This is a genomic window from Streptomyces sp. NPDC107654, from assembly GCF_055639035.1.
In genome coordinates this window covers 118,016-144,848 of sequence record NZ_JBVKBI010000011.1, presented here as the reverse complement: position 1 = coordinate 144,848, position 26,833 = coordinate 118,016, and the positions used below count along the sequence as shown (strand labels likewise).

Genomic DNA, 26,833 nt, shown 5'->3' with positions numbered 1-26,833 from the left:
CCGGGCGGAAGCAGTCGGGTGACGGGAACGACGGACACGGAGACGACGGAGGGAACCGGGATGCGTCCCACCCAGGCGAAGGACCACCCCGCGGCCTCGCCGCCGCGGCCGGTCGCGGCGGCGCCCGGCGCGGCGTTTCCGCGCAGGCCGGTGACCGGCGGAGGGGAGGGCCATGAGGGGGCGGAGGCGGGCCCCGTGAGGAGGGGGCCGTTTGTGGACGGGGCCGTCGAGGTGCGGGGGATCGACGTGCCGGTGACGGGCGGCGGGGAGGGTCATGACGGGACGGAGACGGGCCACGCGGGGAGCGGGCCGTTTGTGGACGGGGCCGTCGAGGTGCGGGGGATCGACGCCGACGTGCCCGGTGCCGTCGGCCGGATGCTCGACGAGGTGCTGCGGGAGCGGCTGCGCCGCGCACGGCTGGCGGATCCCCTGTTCGCGGAGGACGTGGCCGAACGGGTGGCGCGCTTCACCCTCCGGGGTGGCAAGCGCACCCGCGCGCGGCTGGTGTGGTGGGCCATGCGGGCCTGCGCCGGCCGGGACCCCGCCGCCGCGGCGGCGGCCCTGCGGATCGCGGGCGCCCTGGAACTGCTCCAGACGTGCGCGCTCGTCCAGGACGACGTGATGGACCGGGCCGTCCTGCGCCGGGGCCGGCCCACGCTGCACACGGATCTGACGGCCGGCCACGCCGACCGGGTGGGGCCCGAGCGGGCCCGGAGGTTCGGGCAGTCGGCGGCGGTGCTCGCCGGGGACCTGGCGCTCGCCTGGGCCGACGATCTGCTGGCGGAGACACCGATGGCGGCATGGACCGGGGTGGTGGTGCGGCGGCTGTGGAGCGACATGCGCACGGAGATGGTGGCGGGCCAGTACCTGGACGTGCAGGGCGAGGTCACCGCGGCCTGGTCCCTGCCCCGCGTGCTGCGCGCCGCCCGCCTGAAGAGCGCCCTGTACTCGGTCGAGCGGCCCCTCGCGCTGGGAGCCGCCGTGGCCGGCGCGGACGACGCGACGCTGCGCCGGCTGTGCGACGCCGGACGCTGCGTGGGCCTGGCGTTCCAGTTGCGCGACGACCTGGACGACGTCTTCGGCGATCCGGGGGAGACCGGCAAGACGCCCGGCGGGGACATCCGGGAGGGCAAGCCCACCTATCTGGCCGCGGTCGCCCGCGCGCGGGCCGAGGCCGCCGGCGACAGCGCCGCGCTCGCCGTGCTGGACCGGCGGCTCGGTGACGCGACCCTCACCGGGCGTGCGCTGGACGAGGTGCGGGAGGTGCTGGTCGCGACGGGCGCCCGCGCCACCGTGGAGACCAAGATCGACCGGCTTGCCGCGCAGGGACTGCGGCACTTCGACGGCGCGGCCCTCGATCCGGAGGGCGCCGGCCCGCTGCGCGCCCTGCTGCTCACGACGGCCGGGGTGCGGCCGGGCGGGGCACGGTCGGGCGGGGCGCCGTCGGCCGGGACACAGCAGCGCGGGGCGCGGCCGGGCGCGGAGGCCGCCGTGCGTCCGGGGCCCGTACCCGAGCCGTACGCCACACCGGCCCACGGCGGCGCGGGAGGCGGCCGGTGACCCGCGCCCTGCCCGGTCCCACGGACCACGTGGTGGTGGTCGGCGCCGGACTCGCCGGGCTGTCGGCGGCGTTGCACCTGCTGGGCGCCGGACGCCGGGTCACCGTGGTCGAACGGGACGAGCTGCCCGGCGGCCGCGCCGGACGCGTCGACCTGGCCGGGTACCGGATCGACACCGGACCCACCGTGCTGACCATGCCCGACCTCGCCGAGGAGGCGTTCGCCGCCGTCGGCGACAGCCTCTACGACCGGGTCGAACTGATCCCCCTGCACCCGGCCTACCGGGCCTGCTTCGCGGACGGCAGCAGCCTCGACGTGCACACCGGCGCGGACGCGATGGCCGCGGAGGTGGAGCGGTTCGCCGGGCCGGCCGAGGCGGCGGGCTACCGGCGGCTGCGCGACTGGCTCCAGCGGCTGTACCGGGCCCAGATGCGCCGGTTCGTCGACGCCAACTTCGACTCGCCGCTCGGCCTGCTCAACGCCGATCTCGCCCGGCTGGCCGCCCTCGGCGGCTTCGGCCGGCTGGACGCCCGGATCGGCCGGTTCCTCGGCGACGAGCGGCTGCGCCGGGTGTTCTCCTTCCAGGCCCTGTACGCGGGTGTGCCCCCGGCGCGGGCACTGGCCGCCTATGCGGTCATCGCCTACATGGACACCGTCGCCGGCGTGTACTTCCCCCGGGGCGGCATGCACGCCCTGCCGCGGGCGATGGCGGACGCCGCCGCCGCGGCCGGTGCCGATCTGCGGTTCGGTCAGCGGGTGACCCGTCTGGAGCGGTCGGGCGAGCGCGTGACGGCCGTCGTCACGGACGCCGACCGCATCCCCTGCGACGCGGTCGTCCTCACCCCGGACCTGCCCGTCGCCTACCGGCTGCTCGGCCGCCGGCCGCGCAGACCGCTCCGGCTGCGCCACTCGCCCTCCGCGGTGGTGCTGCACGCCGGCACCGACCGCACGTGGCCCCGGCTCGCCCACCACACGATCTCCTTCGGCGCGGCGTGGCACTCGACGTTCGACGAACTCACCCGCGCCGGGCGGCTGATGAGCGACCCGTCCCTGCTCGTCACCCGCCCCACCGCCACCGACCCCACCCTCGCGCCGCCGGGCCGCCACCTGCACTACATCCTCGCCCCCTGCCCCAACACCGACATCGGCCCGGACCCGACGGCCTGGTCCGACCTCGGCCCGCGCTACCGGGACATGCTGCTGCGGGAACTGGAGCGGCGCGGTCTGGACGGCATCGGAGCCGCTGTCGAGCAGGAGTGTCTGGTCACCCCGGCCGACTGGCATGCCCAGGGACACGCCGCCGGAACCCCCTTCTCGGCCGCCCACACCTTCGCGCAGACCGGGCCGTTCCGGCCGCGCAACCTGGTGCGCGGCACAGAGAACGCGGTCCTGGCCGGCTGCGGCACCACACCGGGTGTCGGCGTGCCGACCGTGCTGCTGTCGGGGAAGCTGGCCGCGGCCCGCGTCACGGGGCCGCCCGGGCGGGGGAGCGCCCGCGCACGCCCCTCCACCCCCCTCGGACGGACCCGCGCCGCGGCTCCCTCCGTCTCCCCGGCTCCCGCCCCGCACGCGCACCGAGCCGCCGGACCGGAGTCGGCGGCCGGACCGGAGCCGACGGCCGGACCGCGGGCGCACGGGACACCGCGCACCCGTGCCGCCGCCGCGCGGGAGTCGTCGGTCCGCCCGCCGGTTTCCCCGGTCGCCGCGGGGGAGTCGTCGGTCCGCCCGCCGGATTCCCCGGCCGCCGCGAGGCGGCCCGCACCGCAGCACCCGCCGGCCGGCCCCACGGCCCCCGAGACCGAAGGCAGGGCAGGATGACCGTTCGAGAACTGGACGCGGCGGGGATCACCGATCCGGCGTTGCGCGCTGCCTACCGCCACTGCCGCGACCTCAACGCCCGGCACGGCAGGACCTACTTCCTCGCCACGCGGCTGCTGCCCGTGGAGCGCCGGCCCGCCGTGCACGCGCTGTACGGCTTCGCCCGCTGGGCCGACGACATCGTCGACTCCCTGGCTCCCGGTGCCGGAACGGAGGCGCGGGCGCGGGCACTGACCCGGCTCCAGGCGGAGATGGAGGAGGGGCTGCGGCGGGGCCGGGGCGCGGAGCCCGTCGTACACGCCCTCGCCGACACGGCCCGCCGCTACGCCATCGACCACGCCCACTTCCGGGACTTCATGACCGCGATGCGCTCCGACCTGAACGTGACGGCGTATCCCACCTACGCCGACCTGAACGCGTACATGCACGGCTCGGCCGCGGTGATCGGGCTCCAGATGCTGCCGGTGCTGGGCACGGTGGTGCCGCGGGAGGAGGCCGAGCCGTACGCCGCGGCGCTCGGCGTCGCCTTCCAGCTGAGCAACTTCCTGCGGGACGTCGGCGAGGACCTGGACCGCGGGCGCGTCTACCTGCCCGCCGATCTGCTCGGCGGGCACGGTGTCGACCGGGAGCTGCTGCTCTGGAGCCGTACGACGGGCCGCCCGGACCGCCGTGTCGTCGCCGCCCTCCGGGAGTTCGAGGCACTGACCCGAGGGGTGTACCGGGAGGCGGTGCCCGGTATCGAGCTGCTCGAACCGGTGGCGCGGCCCTGCATCCGCACCGCGGCCGTCCTGTACGGCGGCATCCTCGACGCCGTCGCCCGCGACGGCTGGTCCGTGCTGCACCGGCGGTCGGTCGTACGGCGCCGGCGCAGGGCCGTGGTCGCCGCCGACGGGCTGGCCCGGGTGGCGGCGGCCCGGCTGCGCGCGCGGTCCGGTCCCGGACACCGGCCGGCCGCCCGCGCCGGTGCCCTGTCCGTGGCCGCGCTCTCGCCGGCGGGGGCCGTCCGCTCACCCGAGGAGGTGGCGTGAACCGCCGTCGTCCGCCGCTGTCCCTGCGCCGGCACGCCGTGCCCTGGGAGAACCAGCGGCCCACCTGGCGCGAGGCGCGGCCCGCGGTGATCGCCGCGGCCCTGAAACGGGCGCAGGCCCGCCCGTCCGGGAACTGGTACGTCGTCGGCGCCTCCCGCGCCCTGCGCGGGGACGGCAAGCTGGCCCTGACCGTGGCGGGGCAGGAGGTCGTGGTCTGGCGGGGGCCCGGCGGCCGCCTCGTCGGCGGACCGGGGATCTGCCCGCACCTGGGGGCGCCGCTGCGGGACAGTCCGGTGCGCTGCGGCACGCTGGTGTGCCACTGGCACGGACTGGCCCTGGACGGCGCCCCGTACGCGGGCTGGTCGCCGCTGCCCGTGCACGACGACGGGGTACTGGTGTGGGTACGGCTGGACGCGGTGGGGGGCGAGGAGCCGCTGGACGCACCGGTCGTACCGCTGCGGCCCCGGCCCGCGCGCGCCCTGACGGCCGTCTACACCGGTACGGGTCGCTGCGAGCCCGAGGACGTGGTGGCCAACCGGCTCGATCCGTGGCACGGAGCGTGGTTCCACCCGTACTCGTTCGTCGACCTGACGGTGGTGGACGTACCCGGCCCGGACGGCGCGGAGGACGAGAGCCGGGACGCCCTGACCGTCGACGTGTCCTTCAAGGTGGCGGGCCGGCTGGTGGTGCCGGTCCGCGCGGTCTTCACCGCGCCCGAGCCCCGCACGGTCGTCATGCGCATCACCGCGGGCGAGGGCGTGGGCTCCGTCGTGGAGACGCATGTGACACCGCTCGGTGCCGACCGGACGGGCCGGCCGCGGACCGCCGTCGTCGAGGCGGTGGTGGCAGCCTCCCACCGTCCCGGCTTCGCCGCCGCCCGCCGGGCCGCACCGCTGCTGCGCCCTGTGATGCGGGCCGCGGCCGGGCGGCTGTGGCGGGACGACCTGGCCTATGCCGAGCGCCGCTGGCAGCTGCGGTCCACGGGCCGCTTCCCCGGCTGAAAGGGGAAACGGGCGTTCCCGTGGCCGTCCTCGCACCGGGGAGTTCACCGGCCCAGGAAAGCGCGGCGGATGGCCCTGCGCTGGCTCGCGGTCGTGTCGCCCCAGACACCGTCCGTCTCGCCGTGGCGGACGGCCCAGTCGCGGCAGGCGACCAGCACGGAACACCGTCGGCACATCGCGCGGGCGGGCGCCGTGGCGGCGTCCGTCTCCGTGACGGGGAAGAACAGCTCCGGGTCCTCGCCGGCACAGAGCGCCCGTACACGCCAGTCGGGTTCGGGATTCGGGGACGCCGGTGAACGCGTCATGTCGCACCTCCGCGGGCGGGACAGGGCATCGGTGTCACCGCGGCAGGAAAGCCACGGTCCCGGCAGAGGCGGACGCCATGCTAACGCCGCACGGCCAAGGAAGGCCATAGCCGACTTTCGCGGACATACCGGTCGTGATCGCCAGGCGGTCCGGGACCGAACGGGGGACTGCCGGCGCCACACCGCATCCGTCACCGGCGTACGGGGTGAATCCATCCGAGAGTGACCTCACCGGAAGCGGAAGTGAGCCCCATGCAGACCTCGGTCGTCGTCTTCACCTGCGATCTGCGCCTGTCGGACCATCCTCCGCTGCGCGCGGCCGTGCACGGAGGCGGCCGGGTGGTACCGCTGTTCGTGCGCGACCCCGCCGTGGACAGAGCCGGTTTCGCCGCGCCCAACCGGCTGGCGTTCCTCGCCGACTGCCTGCGGGACCTGGACGCCCGGCTGCGGGAGCGGGGCGGCCGGCTGGTGCTGCGCGAGGGCGACACGGTCACCGAGGTGTGCCGGGTGGCCGCCGAGACGGACGCCGACGAGGTGCACATCGCGGGCGACGTCAGCGCGTTCGCGCACGCACGCGAACGGCGGCTGCGGCGGGCGCTGGAGGCCGACGGGCGGCGCCTGTACGTCCACGAGACGGTGAGCACCGCCGTGGCACCGGGCGCGGTGACCCCGGCCTCCTCCGACCACTTCGCGGTGTTCACCCCGTACTACCGCTGCTGGTCCGCGCAGGGCATGCGGGCCGTACTGGACGCGCCGCGGGCGATCACCGTGCCGCAGGAGGCGGGCTCCGCCCCGCTGCCGGAGCGCGGCGACGTGAGCGGTGTGTCGCCGGGGCTGTGCGCGGGCGGAGAGACGGTGGGCCGGCGCCTGCTCACCGCGTGGCTGCGGTCGGGCGTGGACGCCTACGAGGAACGGCACGACGACCTGGCGGGCGACGCCACCTCCCGGCTCTCCCCCCACCTGCACTTCGGCACGTTGTCACCCGTGGAGGTGGTGCACCGGGCCCGCGGGGCCGGCGGCGCGGGCCCGGAGGCGTTCGTACGGCAGCTCGCCTGGCGCGACTTCAACCGGCAGCTGCTCGCCGCACGCCCCGACGCCGCCGCACACGACTACCGCACCCACGGCGACCGGTGGCGCCGCGGCAAGGACGCGGAGGCGGACACCGAGGCGTGGCGGCAGGGCCGTACCGGCTACCCGGTGGTGGACGCGGCGATGCGGCAGCTGCGCCACGAGGGCTGGATGCACAACCGGGGCCGGCTGCTGTCGGCCAGCTTCCTCAGCAAGACGCTGTACGTCGACTGGCGGGTGGGCGCCCGGCACTTCCTCGACCTGCTGGTCGACGGCGACATGGCGAACAACCAGATGAACTGGCAGTGGATGGCCGGCACGGGCACCGACACCCGGCCCTACCGCGTCCTCAACCCCGTCACCCAGGGCAAGCGGTACGACCCGGACGGGACGTACGTGCGGCGCTGGGTGGAGGAACTGGCGGACGTGGCGGGCGGAGCCGTGCACGAACCGTGGAAGCTTCCCGCACCGGTGCGCTCCGGCACCGGTTATCCCGAGCCGATCGTGACCCTGGCGGAGGGCCTGGACCGCTTCAAACGAGCCCGGGGACGGGCGTGACGCCCCGAGAGCGCGTCCGCCGGGCCGCCGCCCGCCCGCACGACACCCCGCAGGCGTACGCCACCCCCTCAGCGCACGGAAGGCACCCCCCATGCCCACCGCACACTGGATCTTCGGAGACCAGCTCGGCCCGCACTTCCTCACCCCGGCCGGCGAGGACGGGCCCGACCGGGGGGCGCCCGTGGTGATGGTCGAGGCCAGGTCGGTCTTCCGGCGGCGCCGCTTCCACCGCGCCAAGGCGCACCTGGTGCTGTCCGCGATGCGGCACCGCGCGGCGGAACTGGGCGAGCGCGTCACCTACGTACGGGCCGACACCTACCGCGAGGGCCTGCGCCGCGCGGTCGGCGGCGCGCCGGTCACGGTGTGCCACCCCACCTCGTACGCGGCCCTGCGGCTGGTGCGGTCCCTGCCGGCGGTCCGGGTGCTGCCCGCCCGGGGCTTCCTGGTGGCGCACGCGGAGTTCGCCGGCTGGGCCGAGGGGCGCGGCGGACGGCGGCTGCTCCAGGAGGACTTCTACCACTGGGTGCGCCGGCAGCACGACCTGCTGATGGAGGCCGGTCACCCGGCCGGGGGCCGGTTCAACCACGACCACGCCAACCGCGAGCCCCCGCCGGCCGGGGCTCCGGAGCTGGACGTGCCGGCACCGTACCGGCCGCGGGAGGACGAGATCGACGCCGAGGTGCGCGACGACCTCGACCGGTGGGAACGCGAGGACGGGGTGCGGTTCGTCGGCAGGGACGGACCCCGCCGCTTCCCCGCGACCCGGCGGGAGGCCCTGTCGGCCCTGCGCCGGTTCACGGAGCACCGGCTGGCCTCCTTCGGGCCGTACGAGGACGCGATGCTCGCCGGTGACCCGGTGATGAGCCACAGCCTGCTGTCGTCCTCGCTGAACCTGGGGCTGCTGCACCCGGCGGAGTGCGTGGAGCGGGCCGAGCACGCCTGGCGGACGGGCGCCGTGCCGGTGAACAGCGCGGAGGGCTTCGTGCGGCAGGTCGCGGGGTGGCGGGAGTACGTGTGGCAGCTGTACTGGCACTTCGGCGAGGCCTACCGGCAGGGCAACGCGCTCGGGCACACGGAGAGCCTGCCCGAGTACTTCGCCGAGCTGGACGCGGACGCCGTCACCGCCCGCTGCCTGGCCACCGTGCTCGCCCAGGTGCGCGACACGGGGTGGACGCACCACATCCCCCGCCTGATGGTGCTGGGCGGTCACGCGCTGCAGCGCGGCTGGGACCCGGTCGCGGTGACCGACTGGTTCCACCGCTGCTTCGTCGACGGCTACGACTGGGTGATGGTGCCGAACGTGGTGGGCATGTCCCAGTACGCGGACGGCGGCCGGATGACCACCAAGCCCTACACGTCGGGCGGCGCCTACATCCACCGCATGAGCGACCTGTGCGCCGGCTGCGCCTACCGGCCCTCCGACCGCACCGGCCCGCGCGCCTGCCCCTACACCGCCGGGTACTGGGCCTTCCTGCACCGGCACCGGCGGCTGCTGGCCGGGAACACCCGCATGCGGCGTGCGGTACAGGGTCTGGACCGGCTCGGCGACCTCGACGAGGTGCTGCGGCAGGAGCGGCGGCGCGCACAGGGGACGCCGTGAACCTGCGGTGCGGGGGAGGCCGGGTGCGGCCCCGGCTCACCCCGTCGTGCACAGCGCGCGCAACGCCTCCACCGCCTGTGCCAGCCCGGTGGGCCTGAGCACGCCGGCGGGCCGGGACCGGCTCCAGCCGGGGCCGCCCAGCAGCACCGCCGGACCGCGCCGCGTCCCCTGCATGCCCCAGCGCAGACCGGCGACGTGCCGGGCCAGGGCGGGGGCCGCGCGGGCGCTCTCCTGGGCCCACAGCACGACCGCGACCGGGCCGAGCCGGCGCACCGCCGCGTCCAGCGCCTCGACGGGCAACGCGGCTCCCATCATGCGCACCGGCACCCCCTCCCGCACGAGCGCCGCGTGCAGGGCCTCCAGGGGCAGGGTGTGCTGTTCGCCGGGGACACAGGCCAGCAGGACGCAGCCGGCCCCGGGGGAGGAGACGGCCGGAGCGGGCGGTGCGCTGCGGCGCAGCACGGTGGAGACGTGCCAGGCGAGCAGGTGCTCCACCTCCACGTACTGGTCGCCGGAGGAGGCCCAGCGGCGTCCCACGGCGTGCAGGGTGGGGACCATCACCTCCTGCCAGGCGACCACGAGGCCGTACTGCTCGACGGCGGCGACGAGCTGCTTCTCCAGCGCCGGGGCGTCCAGTCGTACGGCGGCGCGCGCCAGGCCCCGGCACTCCAGACGCACGTCACCGAGGGGCAGCGCACCGGCGGCCCGCGACCTGACCGCGGGAGCCGGGGACGGCGCGGCGGTGGCGGCCTCCGCCGCGACGGGCGGCCCCGCGGCGGACGCACGGGCGGCGCGGGCCGCCTCCGCCGGCGGAATCCCGGTCGCCGTCAGCCGGCACATCTCCTCGACCGTCGCCACGTCCGCCGCGGACCAGCGTCGGTGGCCGCCCCCGGTGCGTGCGGCCGGCCCGATGCCGTAGCGGCGGTCCCACGAGCGCAGGGTCATCGGCGACACGCCGAGGCGGCGGGCCAGCACGCCGGTGGTCAGCCCGGCGCCGGCCGGTACGGCGGGCGGCCCGGGGGCCGGCTGGGCATCGGAGTTCACGGCGGTCACGTGGTCCTCTTCCGTCAAGTGCGCTCACTCCGTGGCATCGGGGTCCAGGCTCCGCCCCAGACGCAGCAGGCCGCGCCGGGTGTGGCTCTTGACCGTACCCAGCGGCCAGCCGGTGACGTGGGCGATCTGGGTCTGGGTCAGGTCTCCGTAGAAGGCCAGGCACAGCACCCGCCGCTGCGCCTCGGGCAGGCGACGCAGTTCCCGCGTCAGGTGGACGCGGTCCAGCACGGCGTCCTGCGCGTACGACGTCTCCGGCGAGGGGGGCGACTCGCGCGCCGTCGCCGCGGCGACGTCCGTGCGCCGGGTGCGGGCGGACAGAGCGTCGGCGATCTTGCGCCGGGTGATGCCCACGAGCCAGGCGGGCAGCGGTCCACGGCCGGGACGGTAGCCCCGGCGTCCGCGCCAGGCCGCGAGGAAGACGGTCTGGGTGACGTCCTCGGCCTCCGCGCCGTCGCCCAGGGACTGCCGCGCCAGGGACAGCACGAGTGGGGCCCAGCGGCGGTAGACCGCCTCCACGCCGTCCTCGTCGCCGGCCGCGAACCGCGAGGCCAGCTCTTCCTCCTGGTGCGCGACGGGCACGGGCTCGGATCCGGTCACAGCGAGTGCGGTCATGGCCTGCTCCCTTGTCCGGGGTGGCTCCCCGTCAGACGGCCACGGTCCGTCCGGCACCGCTGCGACGGCAACTCGCATCGACTGTGCATCGACCTGCACACGCGGAGAGCGTGGGTTCCGGCGGTCGCGGCCGCGACCGCCGGAGGGGGTTCCCGCTCCGGTGCGCCCTGCGCGGCGGCCGATCCCCGCCCCCGTACGATGTCCCCCGATGACCGGCATCCGAGCGCACACCCCGCGACCGCCCCGGCGGCGGCGCCGCGCGCTGCTCGTGCTGGCCGTGCTGGCCGGGCTGCTCGGCATGCACGCCCTCGCGCCAGGCGGGGGTATGGGACACGCCGGACACCCCCGGGCCGCGCACGGTGCGGTCGCCGTCACCGCGCCGGACGACTGTCCGGGCGGAGCCGGTCACTGCGGCGGACACCGGCTGCACCACGCCGACCCCAGCTGCGCCTCGGGTGCGCCGGACGGCGGTCCGCAGCTGCCCGCGCCGGCCCCCGGCCCGGTGACCGCTCCCGCGCCGGCCCCTTGTCCGCGCTCCGGTCCGGCCACGGCACCGGACAGCGCCCGCGCCCCGCCCGACCTCGCCGAACTCCAGATCCTGCGGATCTAGAGGCCGCCCCGGCCGTCCGCCCCGCCCTGCGCGGTGCGGCGGTCGTGCTCACGCGTGCCCACATCCCCGGAGAACGACAGGAGTTCCCCGCATGACCTTCCGTACCCTGACCCGCCGTGCCGTCCTCGCCACGGTCGCCGTGACCGGCGCCCTCGTCCTGGCCGCGTGCGGCAGCGGCAGCGGCAGCGACAGCGCTCACCCCGCCCACGGCGCGCCGGCCGGCGCGAGCGCGTCGGCCGGCGCGCACAACGCGCAGGACGTCGCCTTCGCACAGGGCATGATCCCGCACCACCAGCAGGCCCTGGAGATGGCGGGACTCGCCGACGGCCGGGCCGCCTCGGCCGAGGTGAAGGACCTCGCCGCGCGCATCGAGAAGGCACAGGACCCGGAGATCCGCACCATGACCGGCTGGCTGAAGTCCTGGGGCGAGGACGTCCCCATGGCCGGCATGGACCACTCCGGCCACGCCGGCATGTCCGGGACGTCCGAGTCGTCGGGCATGCCCGGGATGATGAGCGAGGCCGACATGGCGGCCCTGGAGAAGGCCCGGGGCGAGGACTTCGACACCCGGTTCCTGACCCTGATGGTCGAGCACCACCAGGGCGCCGTCACGATGGCCACCACCGAGAGGGACAAGGGCCGTTACGGCGCCGCCACGGCCATGGCCGACGGCATCGTCACCGCGCAGAACGCCGAGATCAAGGAGATGGAGAAGCTCCTCGGCGAGAAGTGACGCACGCGGCGGGCGGGGGCCGGTCGTCCCACCGGCCCCCGCCCGCCGTCCCCCGGACCAGTACCCTCCCGGTCCCTCAGACCAGCACCTTCTCCAGCGCGGCCAGCGCCGACCGCAGCTCCTCCGCCGTGATGGTCAGCGGCGGCGCCAGCCGGATCGTGGAGCCGTGGGTGTCCTTGACCAGGATCCCCTCGCGCATCAGGCGCTCACTGACCTCCCGGCCGGTGCCGAGCGCCGGGTCGACGTCCACGCCGGCCCACAGCCCGCGCGAACGGAACCCGGTCACGCCCCTGCCCACCAGTTCGGTCAGCCCGTCCCGCAGGACCACCCCCAGTTCGGCCGCCCGGCGCTGGAACTCACCGGTCTCCAGCAGCTCGACCACGGCCGTGCCGACCGCCGCCGCGAGCGGGTTGCCGCCGAACGTCGAGCCGTGCTCACCGGGGTGCAGCACCCCCAGCACCTCGCGCCGGGCGACCACCGCCGACACCGGCACGATGCCGCCGCCCAGCGCCTTGCCGAGCAGCAGCACGTCCGGGACGACGCCCTCGTGCTCGACGGCGAGGGTACGGCCCGTGCGGCCGAGGCCCGACTGGATCTCGTCCGCGATGAACAGGCACCCCTTGCGGCGGGTCAGCTCGCGCACCCCGGCGAGATAGCCCTCGTCCGGGATGACCACCCCGGCCTCGCCCTGGACCGGCTCGATCAGCACCGCCGCCGTGGTGTCGTCCACGGCCTCCTCCAGCGCGGCCAGGTCGTTGTACGGCACGACCCGGAAGCCGGGCGTGAAGGGGCCGAAGCCGGAGCGGGCCGTCTCGTCCGTGGAGAAGCTGACGATGGTCGTCGTGCGGCCGTGGAAGTTCTCCGCCGCGACCACGATCGTCGCCCGGTCGGCCGGGACGCCCTTCACGTCGTACGCCCACTTGCGGGCCACCTTGATGCCGCTCTCCACCGCCTCCGCGCCGGTGTTCATCGGCAGCACCATGTCCAGGCCGGTCAGCGCTGTCAGCCGCTCGGCGAACTCGGCGAGCCGGTCGTTGTGGAAGGCGCGGGAGGTCAGCGTCAGCTGGTCGAGCTGGCGGTGGGCCGCCTCGATCAGCGCCGGGTGCCGGTGGCCGAAGTTGAGCGCCGAGTAGCCGGCCAGCATGTCGAGGTAGCGGTTGCCCTCGACGTCCTCCACCCAGGTGCCCTCGGCGCGGGCCACGACGACGGGCAGCGGGTGGTAGTTGTGCGCGAGAACCGGCTCCTCCGCGCGGATCAGCTCGTCGGACGTACGGGTGCGCGCGGGTGCGGTCATCAGCGGATCTCCTGGGTGCAGCACTTGATGCCGCCGCCGGCCTTGTGGAACTCGGACAGGTCGACGGGGACGGGGACGTAACCGTGGCCGGCGAGGCGCTCGGCCAGCGCCTCGGCCCGGGGGGCGATGAAGACGTGCCGGCCGTCGGAGACGGAGTTCAGGCCGAACGCCATGGCGTCCTCGCGGGTGGCGAGCACCGCGTCCGGGTACAGGCGCCGCAGCACCTCCCGGCTGCCCGGCGAGAACGCCTCCGGGTAGTAGCAGACGTTGTCGTCGTCGAGGACGAACAGCGCGGTGTCCAGGTGGTAGAAGTACGGGTCCACCAGGGTCAGGCCGATCACCGGGTGGCCGAGGAACTCCTGCGCCTCCCGGTGGGCCTCGCGGGTGGTGCGGAACCCGGTGCCGGCGAGCACGTACCGGCCCGTCCACACCAGGTCGCCCTCGCCCTCGGTCACCGACTCGGGACGGTACACGTCGTAGCCCGCCGCCTTGAACCAGGTGTCGTAGTGCACCGACTCCGGGCGCCGCTCCGGGGCGTGGAACAGCGAGCCGAACACCCGGCCGCCGACGACGAAGGCCGCGTTCGCGGCGAACACCATGTCCGGGAGGTCCGGGACCGGATCGACCGTGTCGACGGTGTGGCCGTGGGCCCGGTAGGCGCGGATCAGCGCCTGCCACTGCTCCTGGGCCAGGTCCACGTCGACCGGCTTGTCGGGATGCATCCAGGGGTTGATCGCGTACTGCACGGCGAAGTGCCTGGGTTCGCAGACCAGGAAGCGCCGGGAACGCGGCACACGGTTGTCGGGCACAGAGGGTTTCCTCCGCTTTCCTGTGTGTCACTGAGGGGTGCCACCACGGTAGGAAGAGAGGAAGACGGACGACAAGCGAGAATGGCTGCGCGGACGCGCAGCATCGCTGCGTTCTCGGCGCAGGTCACGCAGGACTCCTGCGCATGACCGGGCTCACTGGGGGGCCGGATGGGTGGCGCCCGCCTCCGGGCTTTCCGGGAGCAGATGGGACAGCACCATCACGCTGATCGTCTTCCGGATGAACGGCTCGGCGCGGATCCGCTCCAGCACCTCCTCGAAGTGCTCCACGTCCCGGGCGCGCACGTGCAGCAGCGCGTCGGCGCCGCCGGTGACGGTCATCGCCGCCGCGATCTCCGGGTGGTTGCGGACGACCTCCGCCAGCCGCCGGGGCGGCGCCGCGCCCTCGCAGTAGACCTCGACGTACGCCTCGGTGCGCCAGCCCAGCGCCGACGGCTTGACCGTGGCCGTGAACCCGGTGATCACCCCGGTCTCGCGCAGCCGGTCCACACGCCGTTTCACCGCCGTCGCGGACAGCCCGATCACCGCTCCGATCTCGGCGAAGCTGGTGCGGGCGTTCGCCATGAGCGCGGTGATGATCTTGCCGTCGAGGTCGTCGAAGGACGCAGCCCTGCTGTTCATGCGGGCACTGTAATCAGCCAGGCCCGCGGGAGCGGTGCTACGCCTGGGTGACCACCAGGGCGAGGGTCAGCAGCCCCAGCACCACCCACCCGAACCACAGCCAGCCGTTGCTGCCGAGCGCGACCGTGTAGGCGGTCACGAGGACCAGGCCGCCGACCGTGAGCGCCCCCATCGCCTTGGTGGAACCGTTCGTGGAACCGGGCATCGCGACACCCTCCTCTGGTCCGTCTGAGACCATGGTGCCCCCGTTCGGGCCAGGAGGGGACCGGTACGACTAGCCTTCGCGTGCGTTCAGCGAGGCCAGATAGGCGTTGTACGCCTCCAGCTCGGTGTCGCCGTCCCGGTCGGCGGCCCGGTCCTTGCGCTTGGCCTGCCGCTGTTCGGAGCGGTACCACTGGAACAGCAGGGCGATCAGCACCAGCACCGACGGGATCTCGCTGAACGCCCAGGCGATGCCGCCGGCCGCGCTCTGGTCGGACAGCGCCTCGATGCCGAGGGAGGCGGGCGGGTCCCGGAAGGTGTCCACCATCGGCGTCGACGCCATCATCAGCGCGATGCCGAAGAACGCGTGGAACGGCATGCCCGCGAACAGTTCCAGCATCCGCATCAGGTGACCGGGCCGGTGCGGGCCCGGGTCGACCCCGATGATCGGCCAGAAGAACACCACGCCGACCGCGAGGAAGTGCACCATCATCGCGATGTGCCCGGCCCTGGAGCCCATCAGGAAGTCGAACAGCGGGGTGAAGTACAGGGCGTACAGGCTCGCGATGAACAGCGGGATGGTGAACGCCGGGTGGGTGACGACCCGCATGTACCGGCTGTGCAGCAGCATCAGCAGCAGCTCGCGCGGGCCCCTGCGGCCCTTCCCGGCGGCCGGCAGCGCGCGCAGCGCCAGGGTGACCGGGGCGCCGAGCAGGATCAGGATCGGCGACAGCATGCTGATCACCATGTGCTGCACCATGTGCACGCTGAACATGACCATGCCGTAGTCGTTCAGCTTGGTGCACATCATCAGCGCGATGGTGAGCACGCCGACGACGTACGAGACGGTACGGCTCACCGGCCAGGCGTCCCCGCGCCGCCGCAGCCGCACGACGCCCCAGGCGTACAGGGCGAGACCGGCCAGGCAGGCGATGAGGAAGAAGGGGTCGGCCGACCACGCGAGCCCTCGCCCCAGCGTGAACGGCGGCAGATCCATGGTCATGCCGTGCCCGCTGTGATCCATCCGCCGGCTCCTGTTTCGTGGGGGTTGTGCGAGTTGTCCGCCCCCAAGAGTAGAACCGCCCCCGGTCAGGGCCGTGACCGGGGGCGGGTTGTTCTCGGGTGAACTACAGGACGCACTCCGCCTCGTCGTACCGCTCCGCCGGAACGGTCTTCAGCGTCTCGACCGCCTCCGCCAGCGACACCATCACGATGTCGGTGCCGCGCAGGGCGGTCATCATGCCGAACTCGCCCCGGTGCACGGCCTCCACCGCGTGCCAGCCGAAACGGGTCGCCAGCACACGGTCGTACGCGGTCGGCGTGCCGCCCCGCTGCACGTGTCCGAGGATCACCGGACGGGCCTCCTTGCCGAGCCGCTGCTCCAGCTCGACCGAGAGCTGCCGGGCGATGCCGGCGAAGCGCTCGTGACCGTAGATGTCCTTGCCGCCCTCGTCGAACTCCATGGAACCGGGCTTCGGCTTGGCGCCCTCCGCGGCGACCACGATGGCGAACCGCTTGCCCGCCTCGAACCGCTCGCCGACCTTCCGGGTCAGCTCCTCGATGTCGAAGGGCCGCTCGGGCACGACGACGGCGTGGGCGCCGGCGGCCATGCCGGAGTGCAGCGCGATCCAGCCGGTGTGCCGGCCCATGACCTCCACGATCAGCACCCGCTGGTGCGACTCGGCGGTGGTCTTCAGCCGGTCCAGGGCCTCGGTCGCCACGGTCACCGCGGTGTCGAAGCCGAAGGTGACATCGGTGACGGCGATGTCGTTGTCGATGGTCTTGGGCACGCCCACGATGGGCAGCCCGCTGTCCGACAGCAGCCGGGCCGCCTTCAGCGTGCCCTCACCGCCGATCGGGATGATCGCGTCCAGGCCCAGTTCCCGGACGTGCCCCCTGGCCCGCTCCACGCCGTCCCGCAGGTGCTCCGGGCGGACCCGGGAGGAGCCGAGGATGGTGCCGCCGCGGGCCAGGATGCCGCCCACGGCGTCCAGGTCGAGCTTGAGGTAGTCGCACTCCAGGAGGCCCTTCCAGCCGTCCCGGAAGCCGATGACCTCGTCGCCGTGGTCGACGACGGCACGGTGCACGACGGACCGGATGACGGCGTTCAGGCCGGGGCAGTCGCCGCCGGACGTGAGGACACCAATGCGCATAGCCCGAATACCTTCTCAACGTGGGCCGGGTAGACCGGACCACGTTGTCCGGCGGGATTCCCGGCCACCCTACCGGCGTGAGGGGGTGGCTCCGTAGCGGGCGTCCGCCTGCTGGACGCGTCCGCACATGTGAGCGGACGGACCGTCAGGCGGGCCCGCCACGAGCCTGCCGGACCACGCTGAAATCCCGGTGACACCCGGGTGACGCGCAGCGGCCCGCGTGGTGGTTCCACGCGGGCCGCCGGGCGGTGGTGCTACGCCGGCTGCTGCGCGGCGGTGATGCGCTCGTTGCGCAGCGCCTCGTACCAGCGGTCGTCGATCGGCGGCAGCGCGTTGACGTCCAGCGCCAGCTTCAGCAGCAGATCGGCGATGAGCGGGTTGCGGGCGAGCACCGGCCCGTGCATGTACGTGCCGAAGACGGTCCCGTTGTAGGCGCCCTCGGTGCCGTCGCCGGTGCCGTTGCCGTTGCCGACCAGCACCCGCGCGAGGGGCCGGGCGGTGGGGCCGAGGTGGGTGACGCCCTGGTGGTTCTCGAAGCCGGTCAGCTGGGGCAGGCCCAGTTGCGGGTCGACGTCGGCCAGCACGTCGCCGACGCACCGCTCCTTCTCGCCGCGCACCGAGACCACGTCGAGCAGGCCGAGGCCGGGCTCGCGCTGGCCGAGGTCGTTGATGAACTCGTGGCCGAGGATCTGGTAGCCGGCGCAGACGGAGAAGACGATCGCGCCGTTCTCCACCGCCCGGTGCAGATGGCCGTCACGGCGCAGCCGCTCGGCGGCGAGCCGCTGCGGACGGTCCTCGCCGCCACCGATCAGGTAGATGTCGCCGGAGGTCGGGATCGGCTGGTCGCTGCGGACGTCCAGCCGGGCCACGTCCAGGCCGCGCTGCCGGGCCCGGCGCTCCACGACGAGGGCGTTGCCCTGGTCGCCGTAGGTGCTCAGCAGGTCCGGGTAGATCCACACCAGCCGTAGTTGGTTGTCGCTCATGAGGTGCTCGCCCTTCCTGTTCAGTTGCCGACGCGGCGGCGCAGGTCCTGGAACGCGGTGTAGTTCGCGATGACCTCGATCCGGCCGGGCGGGCACATCTGCACGGCCTGGTCGAGGTTGTCGCAGACCTGGAAGTGCTGGTTGGCGACCTCCAGGCGGACGGCGAGGTCCAGCTTCCGGTCTCCGACGACGAAGATCGGGTGGCCGGTCAGCCGCGTGTAGTCGACGTCCCACAGCCAGGAGGTGTCGGTGCCGTCGGCGGAGCGGGCGTTCACGGAGAGGATCACCGGCGCGGGCGCCGGGTCGATCAGCGAGAACGTCTCCAGCCAGCCGGCCGGGTTCTTGGCGAGCAGCAGCCTGAGGTCGCGGTTCTGGAACTGGACGACGTCGTACCGGCCGGCCACCGCCTGCACCTGGTACATCCGCTCCAGGGCGACCTGCGGCGGCACGCCGAAGACGGCGGCGACGGCCGCGGAGGAGGCGGCGTTGGCCTTGTTGGCGCGGCCGGGCAGCTGCAGGTGGATCGGCCAGGCCGAGCCGTGCGGGTCGAGGACGTGGTCGCCGGACAGCGCCCAGGTCGGCGTGGGCCGCCGGAACCCGCACTCGCCGCAGAACCAGTCGTCGCCCGGGCGCTGCATCACGCCACCGCACGACGGGCAGGACCAGGCGTCCTCCTGCCACATCTGACCGGCCGCGACCCAGACGACGTTGGGGGAGGAGGACGCGGCCCACACGACCAGCGGGTCGTCGCAGTTGGCGACGATCACGGCCTTGGAGCCGGCCAGGCCCTCGCGCCAGTTCTCGGCGAGCATGCGGGTCTCGGCCGCGCGGTCCAGCTGGTCGCGGGAGAGGTTCAGCAGCGCGATGCACTTCGGGGACGTGTCCCGGGCCACACCGGCCAGGTACTTCTCGTCGACCTCGATGACGCCGAACTTCGACTCCGTACCGCCCGCCAGCGCCGAGGTGATGCCGGCCGGCATGTTGGCGCCGAGCGCGTTCGACACGACCGGGCCCGCGGCGCGCAGCGCCTCGGCGATCAGCCGGGTGGTCGTGGTCTTGCCGTTGGTGGCGGAGACCAGGACGACGTCCAGGTTCTGGGCGAGCCGCCCGAGCAGATCGGGGTCGAGTTTCAGCGCGACCCGGCCACCGATCACCGACCCGCTGCCGCGTCCCGCGGCCCGCGATGCCGCAGCGACCGCCTTGCCCGCGGTCACGGCCAGCTTGGCCCGCGGCGAGAGCGGGTCCGAGTTGCCTGCCATCAGTTCTCGATCCTCCTTGCGTACGCGCCGCCGCCTGGGGCCATCCGGCTACGTGGTGTGAACCTCAGCCTATCGAGATCCATTCGCACACCCGAATCCCGGCCCACGCCTCCGGCGCCGGGCATGAGCGATACGAACCGTACCCTTGCCGCCATGCGACACGGTTCCATTCCGGGCGCCCACGGGCGCGTCCGGCCTCTCACCCTGCTCGGCGACGCGGCGCTGCACGCGCCCTGTCGGGACGTCACGGACTTCGGCCCCTCTCTCGCGGCCCTCGTGGAGGACCTGTTCGCCACGATGTACGCGGCGCAGGGGGTGGGGCTGGCCGCCAACCAGATCGGGGTGGATCTGCGGGTGTTCGTCTACGACTGTCCGGACGACGAGGACGTGCGTCACCTCGGTCACCTCGTGAACCCGCGTCTGGTCGAGGCCGACGGCGTGGTCGTCCGGGGCCCGGAGGGCTGCCTGTCCCTGCCGGGGCTGGAGGCCGGGACCGAGCGCCACGACCACGCGGTGGTGGAGGGCTTCACGGTGACCGGCGACCCGGTCACCGTCCACGGCACCGGCTTCTTCGCCCGGTGCCTGCAGCACGAGTGCGACCATCTGGAGGGCCGCGTGTACGCGGACCATCTCACGGGCTGGCGCGGGCGCAGACTGGCGCGGCAGATCGACCGGGCCCCGTGGCGCAGGTGAGGGGATCCGCCCGCGGGGCGCGGGGAGCCGCGCGCCCGGCCGCCGCCGGCCCGCACCCGGAGGGCGAGGATCAGAAGCCCGGGCCCCCGACCCGGTCCCCCGCGGCCGCGAGCCGGCCCCACAGCAGGTCGGCCAGTGACCGCACCAACTCCGCACGCGAGCACGGCCGTTCTCCGAGCCACCAGTCCCCGGCGGCATGCATCATCCCGACGATCCCGTGCCCCCAGACCCGGGCGAGCTGCTGGCTCTCCGGACCGAGGTCCACCCGCTCCTCGATGACCTGGGCCAGCTCCTCGCCCATCCTGCGCAGCAGCGGCGCGGAGTGCTTGCCGACGTCGAATCCCTGGTCGCCCCCCGTGCTCCCCTCGGCCGGGTGCATGAGGAAGCGGTACACCTGGGGCCGTGCCTCGATCGCGGCGAGGTAGGTCTCCAGCGTGGACTCGACCCGCTCGCGGCGGTCGGCGGGAGCGTCCAGCGCGGCCCGCAGCGACGCCAGCAAGGCGTCGGTGTGCCGCTTGGCCAAGGCTGCGTAAAGGCCGCCCTTGTCGCCGAAGTGCCGGTAGAGGATCGGCTTGGTGATACCCGCCTCCGCCGCGATCGCGTTCATCGACGCCTGCGGGCCGTCGCGCAGCACCACCCGGTCGGCGGCCTCCAGCAGCTCGCGCCGTCGGCGGTCGGCGGACCGCTGCTGATCGGTCCGCTGCGTGGTGTCCATGTGCTCTCCCCACCCGTGCTGATTCGGTGACGCCTGCGCAAACTAGCACTGACCGCCCCTCTGACATCGAACGGGATGCCGAGGCGTCATCAGCGGTTGACTTTTCCTACCGATGAGTAACAGACTCGGGTTACCGTAAGTAACATCGCACCACCGCCGCTGGAGGGGACATGGCCGAGTTCACCATGGAGCTGAACGACGAACAGAGGGAAGTGCGCGACTGGCTCCATGGCTTCGCCGCGGACGTGATCCGCCCGGCGGCGGCCGAGTGGGACGAACGCGAGGAGACTCCCTGGCCGGTCATCCAGGAGGCCGCGAAGGTCGGCATCTACTCCCTCGACTTCTACGCGCAGCAGTACTTCGACCCCACCGGCCTCGGCATACCGATGGCCATGGAGGAGCTGTTCTGGGGCGACGCGGGCATCGCCCTCTCCATTGTGGGCACCGGCCTCGCCGCCGTGGGCGTGCTCGCCAACGGAACCGAGGAACAGATCGGCACCTGGATCCCGCAGATGTACGGCGACCAGAACGACGTCAAGGTCGCCGCGTTCTGCTCCTCCGAGCCCGACGCCGGCTCCGACGTCGCCTCCATGCGCACGCGTGCCGTGTACGACGAGGCCAAGGACGAGTGGGTGATCAACGGCACGAAGACCTGGGCGACCAACGGCGGCATCGCCAACGTCCACGTCGTCGTCGCGGTGGTCGACCCGGAGCTGGGCTCCAAGGGCCACGCCTCCTTCATCGTCCCGCCGGGGACGGCCGGCCTGTCCCAGGGCCAGAAGTTCAAGAAGCACGGCATCCGCGCCTCCCACACCGCCGAGGTCATCCTCGACAACGTCCGGGTGCCCGGCTCCTGCCTGCTCGGCGGCAAGCAGAAGCTGGACGAGCGGCTCGCCCGCGCCCGTGAGAAGGCCAAGGCGGGCGGCGAGCGCGTCAAGAACGCGGCGATGGCCACCTTCGAGGCGTCCCGCCCGGCGGTCGGCGCCATGGCGGTCGGCACCGCCCGGGCCGCGTACGAGGTCGCCCTCGACTACGCCATGACCCGGGAGCAGTTCGGCCGCCCCATCATCGACAACCAGGGCGTCGCCTTCCAGCTGGCGGACATGCGCACCCGGATCGACGCCGCCCGCCTGCTGGTGTGGCGCGCCTCCTGGATGGCGGTCAACGGCAAGCCGTTCACCGCGGCCGAGGGTTCCATGTCGAAGCTCTTCGCCAGCGAGGCCGCCAAGAAGGTCACGGCCCAGGCCGTCCAGATCCTCGGCGGCAACGGGTACACCCGTGAGTACCCGGTGGAGCGCATGCACCGGGACGCCGCGATCTACACCATTTTCGAGGGCACGAGCGAGATCCAGCGGCTCGTCATCGCCCGCACCCTGTCCGGGATGCCGATCCGCTAGGGGGCGCCGCGGACCCGGGGGCCGATTGCCACGGTCCCCGGGGCTCACCGGTGCCTGAGCGGTGTGAGCTGCTCGATGTCGTACTTCGCCCGCAGGGCCTCGATGGCCTCCTGGTCCGGCGGGCCGCCCTGGCCGAGGATCTCCAGCAGCTCCTCGAAGTACCGCTCGTGATCCGGCGGCGGGGACGCCTGGAAGAACATCCTCGCCGGCGACTCCGTCGGGTTGGCGAAGGCGTGGGGACAGCCCGGTGGTACGACGATGACCGTGCCCGGCGTCGCCCGGACCACCCTGCTGCCCGAACGCGACTCCCACTTCCGCCAGTTGTCGGGGGTCCGGACGCGGGGCTCGAAGGCGAGGACGTCCAGCTCGCCGTCGAGGACGTAGAACAGCTCCTCGCTGCGCGTGTGCACATGGGCGCCCACGTCGAAGCCGGGCGGTACCTCCACCTCGAAGGTGGAGGCCATCCGCGAGTGGGTGCCGGTGACCTTGAACGTCACCCGCTGCGCCGGCGTCTCCACGACCCGGCCTGCGCCCGGCGGCACATACAGTCCCTCGGTCTCCGTCATGATCCCCTCACCAGGTCACCGGAAGGGACTCGGGTCCCCGGATCAACGCGCCCCGGTGGAAGGGGACCTGATCCGGCGGTACGGCCAGCCGCAGGCCCGGCACCCGGTCCAGCAGAGCGTCCATCAGGAGTTCCTCCTCCAGCCGGGCGAGCATGCCGCCGGGGCAGTAGTGCGGACCGAAGCCGAACGCCACGTGGGGGTTCGGGCTGCGGGTGAAGTCGATGGCGTCCGGGTCGGGGAAGACGTCCGGGTCCCGGTTGGCGGCCAGGTAGGAGACGTAGACCGCGTCGCCCGCACGGATGCGGACGCCCCCGATCTCCGTCTCCTCCAGCGCGATCCGGCACAGGCCGACCGCGTTGCGGTGCGGGATCCAGCGCAGGAGTTCCTCGATCGCCCGCCGCCGGAGCCCGGGTTCCGCGCGCAGCCGCCGCACCAGGTCGGGGCGGGTGAGCAGCAGGTGGAACATCTGCCCGCTGTTGTTGGTGACCGCCTCGCCGCCGATCTGCAGCAGCACGGCGAGGCCGACGGCCTCCTCCAGCGTGACCTCGCCCCGGCCCGCGGCGGCGCCGAGGAGCGAGGTGACGTCCTCGCCGGTGCTGTGCTCGCGCAGCCCGATCAGATCGGAGAAGTAGGCGCTCATCTCCCGCTTCGCCGTCTCGCTGACCTCCCTGCCGTGCGCGGAGGACAGGATCAGCTGGGTCCAGGCGTGCATGCCGTGCCGGTCACGGGCCGGGACGCCCATCAGCTCGCAGATCACCGCGATCGGGAACGGGCCGAGCACCGCGCTGGTGAGGTCCGCGGGCGGCCCCGCCCGCAGCAGGTCGTCCACCAGCTCGTCCAGCATGCCGCGGGCCCTGGCCCGTACCCGCTCCACCCCCTTCGCCGTGAAGGCGGCGGCGACCGAGCTGCGCAGCCGGGTGTGGTCGGGCGGATCGAGGAAGCCGACCGCGCCCCGCTCGGGGATGAAGTGCGGGGCGAGCCGGGTGACCGGCCTGCCGATGACCGCCGAGCGGCTGAAGCAGGGGTCGTTGACCACCCTCCGCACGTCCTCGTACCGGGTGACCAGCCAGGCCCAGCCCTCGCCGTTGGGCAGCTGGACCCGGGTGACCGGGCCCTCGGCCATCAGCTCCGCCAGGACCGGGTCGAACTCGGTCCCCGTGAGGTCGAGCGCCGGCCAGTGCCGGACCGGGGGCAGGGGCCCGGTGAGGGTGGCCTCCTCGATCATCAGGCGTTCCCGTCCCCGTTGACCCAGCGGCCCACCGTCATCTCGGCGGTGATGCCGGGGCCGAATCCGGCGAGCAGACCGCGTGCCCGGTCCTCGGCGCCGCCCTCGTCGAACAGCCGGCGCAGCGCGTCCAGGACGACGCCGCTGGCGATGTTGCCGTACTCGGTGAGCGTGGCCCGGCTGAACCGGAAGGCGTGCGGGTCGACCTGCAGGAACTTGCTGAGGTCGTCGAGTATGCGGGGGCCGCCCGCGTGGATGATGTAGAAGTCCAGGTCGGACGCGTCCCAGCCGTGCGTGCCGGCCAGGTCCTTCAGCGCCGGGGCGAGCGGCTCCATGGTCGCGGGCACCCTCTTGTCCAGCAGGAAGTGGAAGCCGGTCGCCCGGACGTCGTAGGCGATCCAGTCCTCGGTCTTCGGGATGAGGTAGGAGCCGTTGCGCTCCAGGCTGACCCCCGTGCCGCCGCGCCCGCGCACCACGGCGGCGGCGATGCCGTCGCCGAACAGGCCGTTGGAGAGCAGCGAGCCGACGCCGAGGTCGGTGGGCTGGTAGCACAGCGAGCAGAACTCGCAGGCCACGATCAGCGCGTTGGCGTGCGGGTAGGCCGAGCAGAAGTCGTGCGCCCGGTTGATCGCCGCACCGCCGGCGGCACAGCCCAGCTGGGCGATCGGAAGCTGGCGGGTGGTGCTGTCGAAGTCCATCTCGTTGATCAGCCACGCGGTGAGCGACGGCATCATGAAGCCGGTGCACGACACGTAGATGATCACGTCGATGTCGCTGGTGAGGAGCTCCGCGTCGTCCAGGGCGCGCTGGATGACCGCGGGGACGCGGGCCTTCGCCTCGGCCTCGTAGAGCTTGTTGCGCTCCTCGAAGCCCGGGTGCTTCAGGGTCTCCTCGATGGGCTGCACGATGTGCCGCGTCCTGACGCCGGTGTTCTCGATCAGCCTCAGCGCCAGCGGCAGTTGGGGGTGGTCCGCGTGACGGGAACGCGCCAGCTCCAGCGTCTCCTCCATCGTGATCACGTGCTCCGGGACCGACACCGAGGGTCTGCACAAAGTCGCCATGAACCGTCCCTGCTTTCCGCTGTCCGGAAGGTGGTCCACACCTCTGGGGTGCTCCACCCACCGTCACCCGGGAGGACGACGATCTCGCGCTGGGTTACTCCGAACCGGGGACCCCGGGGTCAGGCTCGCAGGGCGATTCATGCCCCCGGACGAGGGAAAACGCGGTGCCGGCCGTTACGGCGCCCCACTGCTGTGCGCGATGCACGCCACGTCGATCCGGTCGGCGAGCTTCGCCAGCTCGATCGTCAGCGCCGCGACCGTGTCCTCGTCCAGTCCCTGCTCCCCGGCCTCGACGAGATGCAGCCATCGCGCACCCACGGTCCGCAACAACTTGCTCACGTCGGCCGCGGAGACCTGCAGCACACCGCGGTCGTCGACGATCAGAGGCAGGGTCACTTCGCGGTTCACAAAACGGGATGGTAGCCGCGCGGTGCTCACGCACCCTGCCAAACCGTGGTGATGTTGCAGAACTCCCGGATTCCGTGCCCGGACAGCTCACGCCCGTACCCCGACCGCTTCACACCGCCGAACGGGAACGCCGGGTGGGAGGCGGTCATCCCGTTGACGTAGACGGCGCCGGCCTCCAGGTCCCGCGCGAACCGCTCCACCTCGTTCTCGTCCCGCGTCCACACGTTCGAACTCAGCCCGAACGGTGTGTCGTTGGCGATCAGCACCGCCTCGTCCAGGTCGTCCGCCCGGTACAGCGTGGCGACCGGCCCGAACGCCTCCTCGCGGTGGATGCGCATCTCGCGGGTGATGCCGGCGAGGACGGTCGGCGGGTAGTACCAGCCGGGGCCGTCCGGCCGCTGTCCGCCGCACAGCACCCGTGCCCCGCTCCGCCGGGCGTCGTCCACCAGCTCCTCCAGGTCGTCGCGGCCCCGCTCGCTGGCGAGCGGCCCGATCTCGGTGTCCTCCGCCAGCGGGTCGCCGGTCCTGAGAGCCCGCATGCCCGCGACGAACCTCTCGGCGAAGGCGTCGTAGACGTCGGTGTGCACGATGAACCGCTTGGCGGCGATGCAGGACTGCCCGTTGTTCTGCACCCGCGCGGTCACCGCGACCTCGGCGGCGCGGTCCACGTCGGCGGACGGCATGACGACGTAGGGATCGCTGCCGCCCAGCTCCAGCACCGTCTTCTTGACCATCTCCCCGGCGGTGGACGCGACCGCCCGGCCAGCCGGCTCGCTGCCGGTCAGGGTGGCCGCCTTCACGCGTTCGTCGCGCAGGACGTCGTCCACCGCGCCCGACCCGATCAGCAGCGTCTGGAAGCAGCCCTCCGGGAAGCCCGCCCGGTGGAACAGGTCCTCCAGGTACAGCGCGGTCTGCGGGACGTTGGAGGCGTGCTTGAGCAGGCCCACGTTGCCCGCCATCAGCGCCGGTGCGGCGAACCGGACCACCTGCCACAGGGGGAAGTTCCACGGCATCACGGCGAGCACCGGGCCGAGCGGCCGGTAGCGGACCCGGACCCGGGAGGCGCCGGAGTCGTTCACGTCGGCCTCGGCCGGTTCCTCGTCGGCCAGCAGCCCCTCGGCGCGCTCCGCGTACCAGCGCATCGCCTTGGCGCACTTCGCGGCCTCCGCGCGGGCCTGCGTGACCGGCTTGCCCATCTCGGTGGTCATGATCCGGCCGATCTCCCGCCGGTCCTCGTCCAGCAGGTCGGCGGCCTTGTTCAGCAGTCGGGCGCGGTCGGCGAAGGAGGTCGTCCGGTACGTGCGGAAGGTGGCCTCGGCGAGTTCGAGCCGGCGTTCCAGCTCGTCCTCGTCCATCGGCTCGTACGTCTTGAGTGTCTCGCCGTTCGCCGGGTTCACCGTCGCGATGGGCATGGCTGACCTCCCTGGGAGCGGGCTTGTCTCGACCTTCGCGCGCGGCCCGGCAGGGCGCAACGCGACAGGCGCT

At 73.6% G+C, this 26,833-nt stretch carries 26 protein-coding genes and 1 pseudogene; 10 read left to right on the top strand and 17 right to left on the bottom strand.

Going from position 1 to position 26,833, the window contains the following annotated elements; genetic code table 11:
* Positions 1-60 precede the first annotated feature (60 nt).
* From ACZ7N4_RS21200 to ACZ7N4_RS21185, 4 genes and pseudogenes are all read left to right on the top strand, one after another.
* Positions 61-1,560 carry a polyprenyl synthetase family protein gene (locus ACZ7N4_RS21200; RefSeq protein WP_471359865.1) on the top strand — a complete coding sequence of 500 codons (1,500 nt, stop codon included), beginning with the start codon at positions 61-63 and terminating at the stop codon, positions 1,558-1,560.
* Positions 1,557-3,095: pseudogene (crtI, locus tag ACZ7N4_RS21195) on the top strand (phytoene desaturase family protein); the annotation flags it as partial. The gene ACZ7N4_RS21200 and the pseudogene crtI, both read left to right, overlap by 4 nt.
* A gap of 278 nt (positions 3,096-3,373) precedes the next feature.
* The gene (locus ACZ7N4_RS21190; RefSeq protein ID WP_471359864.1) at positions 3,374-4,405 is read left to right on the top strand and encodes a phytoene/squalene synthase family protein; all 1,032 of its coding nucleotides are present in this window, start codon (positions 3,374-3,376) and stop codon (positions 4,403-4,405) included.
* Positions 4,402-5,406, top strand: coding sequence for a DUF5914 domain-containing protein (locus tag ACZ7N4_RS21185; RefSeq protein ID WP_471359863.1), 1,005 nt, complete (start codon positions 4,402-4,404; stop codon positions 5,404-5,406). Before ACZ7N4_RS21190 ends, ACZ7N4_RS21185 begins: the two co-directional genes overlap by 4 nt.
* Before the next feature lie 44 nt (positions 5,407-5,450).
* On the opposite strand, the gene ACZ7N4_RS21180 is transcribed toward ACZ7N4_RS21185, so the two are convergent.
* Positions 5,451-5,711 (bottom strand): WhiB family transcriptional regulator, encoded by a 261-nt coding sequence (locus ACZ7N4_RS21180; protein WP_471359862.1) that lies wholly within the window; start codon positions 5,709-5,711, stop codon positions 5,451-5,453.
* Between the two features lie 252 nt (positions 5,712-5,963).
* On the opposite strand from ACZ7N4_RS21180, the gene ACZ7N4_RS21175 reads away from it, so the two are divergent.
* Positions 5,964-7,337: a cryptochrome/photolyase family protein gene (locus ACZ7N4_RS21175; RefSeq protein WP_471359861.1), complete on the top strand. Its 1,374-nt coding sequence runs from the start codon at positions 5,964-5,966 to the stop codon at positions 7,335-7,337.
* Between the two features lie 91 nt (positions 7,338-7,428).
* Positions 7,429-8,937 (top strand): cryptochrome/photolyase family protein, encoded by a 1,509-nt coding sequence (locus ACZ7N4_RS21170; protein ID WP_471359860.1) that lies wholly within the window; start codon positions 7,429-7,431, stop codon positions 8,935-8,937.
* A gap of 36 nt (positions 8,938-8,973) precedes the next feature.
* On the opposite strand, the gene ACZ7N4_RS21165 is transcribed toward ACZ7N4_RS21170, so the two are convergent.
* Both ACZ7N4_RS21165 and ACZ7N4_RS21160 read right to left on the bottom strand, forming a co-directional pair.
* Positions 8,974-9,981, bottom strand: a complete 1,008-nt coding sequence (locus ACZ7N4_RS21165; RefSeq protein WP_471360029.1) for a MerR family transcriptional regulator — start codon at positions 9,979-9,981, stop codon at positions 8,974-8,976.
* A 33-nt stretch (positions 9,982-10,014) separates the two neighbouring features.
* Positions 10,015-10,602 carry an RNA polymerase sigma factor gene (locus ACZ7N4_RS21160; RefSeq protein ID WP_471359859.1) on the bottom strand — a complete coding sequence of 196 codons (588 nt, stop codon included), beginning with the start codon at positions 10,600-10,602 and terminating at the stop codon, positions 10,015-10,017.
* 208 nt (positions 10,603-10,810) lie between these two features.
* On the opposite strand from ACZ7N4_RS21160, the gene ACZ7N4_RS21155 reads away from it, so the two are divergent.
* A complete protein-coding gene (locus ACZ7N4_RS21155; protein ID WP_471359858.1) occupies positions 10,811-11,212 on the top strand; it encodes a DUF6153 family protein in 402 nt (133 codons plus the stop codon).
* Positions 11,213-11,303: 91 nt separating this feature from the next.
* Positions 11,304-11,945, top strand: a complete 642-nt coding sequence (locus ACZ7N4_RS21150; RefSeq protein ID WP_471359857.1) for a DUF305 domain-containing protein — start codon at positions 11,304-11,306, stop codon at positions 11,943-11,945.
* A 76-nt stretch (positions 11,946-12,021) separates the two neighbouring features.
* Here ACZ7N4_RS21150 and rocD read toward each other — a convergent pair whose 3' ends face one another.
* The 8 genes from rocD to ACZ7N4_RS21110 all read right to left on the bottom strand — a co-directional run bounded on the left by rocD (position 12,022) and on the right by ACZ7N4_RS21110 (position 19,283).
* Positions 12,022-13,239: an ornithine--oxo-acid transaminase gene (gene rocD / locus ACZ7N4_RS21145; protein WP_471359856.1), complete on the bottom strand. Its 1,218-nt coding sequence runs from the start codon at positions 13,237-13,239 to the stop codon at positions 12,022-12,024.
* Positions 13,239-14,048 carry a dimethylargininase gene (gene ddaH / locus ACZ7N4_RS21140; RefSeq protein WP_471359855.1) on the bottom strand — a complete coding sequence of 270 codons (810 nt, stop codon included), beginning with the start codon at positions 14,046-14,048 and terminating at the stop codon, positions 13,239-13,241. The genes rocD and ddaH overlap by 1 nt, the downstream gene beginning before the upstream one ends.
* Positions 14,049-14,201: 153 nt before the next feature.
* Positions 14,202-14,687 carry an Lrp/AsnC family transcriptional regulator gene (locus tag ACZ7N4_RS21135; protein WP_471359854.1) on the bottom strand — a complete coding sequence of 162 codons (486 nt, stop codon included), beginning with the start codon at positions 14,685-14,687 and terminating at the stop codon, positions 14,202-14,204.
* 37 nt (positions 14,688-14,724) lie between these two features.
* Positions 14,725-14,892 (bottom strand): hypothetical protein, encoded by a 168-nt coding sequence (locus ACZ7N4_RS21130; RefSeq protein ID WP_356148704.1) that lies wholly within the window; start codon positions 14,890-14,892, stop codon positions 14,725-14,727.
* Positions 14,893-14,961: 69 nt separating this feature from the next.
* Positions 14,962-15,912, bottom strand: coding sequence for a cytochrome c oxidase assembly protein (locus ACZ7N4_RS21125; RefSeq protein ID WP_471359853.1), 951 nt, complete (start codon positions 15,910-15,912; stop codon positions 14,962-14,964).
* Between the two features lie 103 nt (positions 15,913-16,015).
* Entirely contained in the window at positions 16,016-17,041 is a 1,026-nt protein-coding gene (locus ACZ7N4_RS21120) for a 6-phosphofructokinase (protein WP_471359852.1), read from the bottom strand.
* A 254-nt stretch (positions 17,042-17,295) separates the two neighbouring features.
* Positions 17,296-18,024 (bottom strand): type 1 glutamine amidotransferase, encoded by a 729-nt coding sequence (locus tag ACZ7N4_RS21115; protein WP_356148695.1) that lies wholly within the window; start codon positions 18,022-18,024, stop codon positions 17,296-17,298.
* A 20-nt stretch (positions 18,025-18,044) separates the two neighbouring features.
* A complete protein-coding gene (locus tag ACZ7N4_RS21110) occupies positions 18,045-19,283 on the bottom strand; it encodes a DUF1727 domain-containing protein (RefSeq protein WP_471359851.1) in 1,239 nt (412 codons plus the stop codon).
* 153 nt (positions 19,284-19,436) lie between these two features.
* Between ACZ7N4_RS21110 and def the strand changes: the two genes are divergently transcribed.
* Positions 19,437-19,976 (top strand): peptide deformylase, encoded by a 540-nt coding sequence (gene def, locus ACZ7N4_RS21105; protein ID WP_471359850.1) that lies wholly within the window; start codon positions 19,437-19,439, stop codon positions 19,974-19,976.
* A gap of 70 nt (positions 19,977-20,046) precedes the next feature.
* Here the strand turns inward: def and ACZ7N4_RS21100 are convergent, their stop codons facing one another.
* Entirely contained in the window at positions 20,047-20,691 is a 645-nt protein-coding gene (locus ACZ7N4_RS21100; RefSeq protein WP_471359849.1) for a TetR/AcrR family transcriptional regulator, read from the bottom strand.
* A 170-nt stretch (positions 20,692-20,861) separates the two neighbouring features.
* On the opposite strand from ACZ7N4_RS21100, the gene ACZ7N4_RS21095 reads away from it, so the two are divergent.
* Positions 20,862-22,088 carry an acyl-CoA dehydrogenase family protein gene (locus ACZ7N4_RS21095; RefSeq protein WP_471359848.1) on the top strand — a complete coding sequence of 409 codons (1,227 nt, stop codon included), beginning with the start codon at positions 20,862-20,864 and terminating at the stop codon, positions 22,086-22,088.
* 44 nt (positions 22,089-22,132) lie between these two features.
* Here the strand turns inward: ACZ7N4_RS21095 and ACZ7N4_RS21090 are convergent, their stop codons facing one another.
* From ACZ7N4_RS21090 to ACZ7N4_RS21070, 5 genes are all read right to left on the bottom strand, one after another.
* The gene (locus tag ACZ7N4_RS21090) at positions 22,133-22,654 is read right to left on the bottom strand and encodes a cupin domain-containing protein (protein WP_471359847.1); all 522 of its coding nucleotides are present in this window, start codon (positions 22,652-22,654) and stop codon (positions 22,133-22,135) included.
* A gap of 7 nt (positions 22,655-22,661) precedes the next feature.
* Positions 22,662-23,879, bottom strand: coding sequence for a cytochrome P450 (locus ACZ7N4_RS21085; RefSeq protein ID WP_471359846.1), 1,218 nt, complete (start codon positions 23,877-23,879; stop codon positions 22,662-22,664).
* Complete coding sequence (locus ACZ7N4_RS21080; RefSeq protein ID WP_471359845.1) at positions 23,879-24,940, bottom strand: type III polyketide synthase; 1,062 nt, start codon at positions 24,938-24,940, stop codon at positions 23,879-23,881. Before ACZ7N4_RS21080 ends, ACZ7N4_RS21085 begins: the two co-directional genes overlap by 1 nt.
* Before the next feature lie 174 nt (positions 24,941-25,114).
* Entirely contained in the window at positions 25,115-25,348 is a 234-nt protein-coding gene (locus ACZ7N4_RS21075) for a DUF6213 family protein (protein ID WP_471359844.1), read from the bottom strand.
* A 26-nt stretch (positions 25,349-25,374) separates the two neighbouring features.
* Positions 25,375-26,760 carry an NADP-dependent succinic semialdehyde dehydrogenase gene (locus tag ACZ7N4_RS21070; protein WP_471359843.1) on the bottom strand — a complete coding sequence of 462 codons (1,386 nt, stop codon included), beginning with the start codon at positions 26,758-26,760 and terminating at the stop codon, positions 25,375-25,377.
* Between the last annotated feature and the right edge of the window lie 73 nt (positions 26,761-26,833).

Bases quoted from the DNA above. Each gene is read 5' to 3' on its own strand.
- ACZ7N4_RS21200 (WP_471359865.1), top strand. From the start codon at position 61: ATGCGTCCCACCCAGGCGAAGGACCACCCCGCGGCCTCGCCGCCGCGG.
- ACZ7N4_RS21190 (WP_471359864.1), top strand. From the start codon at position 3,374: ATGACCGTTCGAGAACTGGACGCGGCGGGGATCACCGATCCGGCGTTG.
- ACZ7N4_RS21180 (WP_471359862.1), bottom strand. From the start codon at position 5,711: ATGACGCGTTCACCGGCGTCCCCGAATCCCGAACCCGACTGGCGTGTA.
- ACZ7N4_RS21175 (WP_471359861.1), top strand. From the start codon at position 5,964: ATGCAGACCTCGGTCGTCGTCTTCACCTGCGATCTGCGCCTGTCGGAC.
- ACZ7N4_RS21170 (WP_471359860.1), top strand. From the start codon at position 7,429: ATGCCCACCGCACACTGGATCTTCGGAGACCAGCTCGGCCCGCACTTC.
- ACZ7N4_RS21160 (WP_471359859.1), bottom strand. From the start codon at position 10,602: ATGACCGCACTCGCTGTGACCGGATCCGAGCCCGTGCCCGTCGCGCAC.
- ACZ7N4_RS21155 (WP_471359858.1), top strand. From the start codon at position 10,811: ATGACCGGCATCCGAGCGCACACCCCGCGACCGCCCCGGCGGCGGCGC.
- ACZ7N4_RS21150 (WP_471359857.1), top strand. From the start codon at position 11,304: ATGACCTTCCGTACCCTGACCCGCCGTGCCGTCCTCGCCACGGTCGCC.
- rocD (WP_471359856.1), bottom strand. From the start codon at position 13,239: ATGACCGCACCCGCGCGCACCCGTACGTCCGACGAGCTGATCCGCGCG.
- ACZ7N4_RS21135 (WP_471359854.1), bottom strand. From the start codon at position 14,687: ATGAACAGCAGGGCTGCGTCCTTCGACGACCTCGACGGCAAGATCATC.
- ACZ7N4_RS21130 (WP_356148704.1), bottom strand. From the start codon at position 14,892: ATGCCCGGTTCCACGAACGGTTCCACCAAGGCGATGGGGGCGCTCACG.
- ACZ7N4_RS21125 (WP_471359853.1), bottom strand. From the start codon at position 15,912: ATGGATCACAGCGGGCACGGCATGACCATGGATCTGCCGCCGTTCACG.
- ACZ7N4_RS21120 (WP_471359852.1), bottom strand. From the start codon at position 17,041: ATGCGCATTGGTGTCCTCACGTCCGGCGGCGACTGCCCCGGCCTGAAC.
- ACZ7N4_RS21115 (WP_356148695.1), bottom strand. From the start codon at position 18,024: ATGAGCGACAACCAACTACGGCTGGTGTGGATCTACCCGGACCTGCTG.
- ACZ7N4_RS21110 (WP_471359851.1), bottom strand. From the start codon at position 19,283: ATGGCAGGCAACTCGGACCCGCTCTCGCCGCGGGCCAAGCTGGCCGTG.
- def (WP_471359850.1), top strand. From the start codon at position 19,437: ATGCGACACGGTTCCATTCCGGGCGCCCACGGGCGCGTCCGGCCTCTC.
- ACZ7N4_RS21100 (WP_471359849.1), bottom strand. From the start codon at position 20,691: ATGGACACCACGCAGCGGACCGATCAGCAGCGGTCCGCCGACCGCCGA.
- ACZ7N4_RS21095 (WP_471359848.1), top strand. From the start codon at position 20,862: ATGGCCGAGTTCACCATGGAGCTGAACGACGAACAGAGGGAAGTGCGC.
- ACZ7N4_RS21090 (WP_471359847.1), bottom strand. From the start codon at position 22,654: ATGACGGAGACCGAGGGACTGTATGTGCCGCCGGGCGCAGGCCGGGTC.
- ACZ7N4_RS21085 (WP_471359846.1), bottom strand. From the start codon at position 23,879: ATGATCGAGGAGGCCACCCTCACCGGGCCCCTGCCCCCGGTCCGGCAC.
- ACZ7N4_RS21080 (WP_471359845.1), bottom strand. From the start codon at position 24,940: ATGGCGACTTTGTGCAGACCCTCGGTGTCGGTCCCGGAGCACGTGATC.
- ACZ7N4_RS21070 (WP_471359843.1), bottom strand. From the start codon at position 26,760: ATGCCCATCGCGACGGTGAACCCGGCGAACGGCGAGACACTCAAGACG.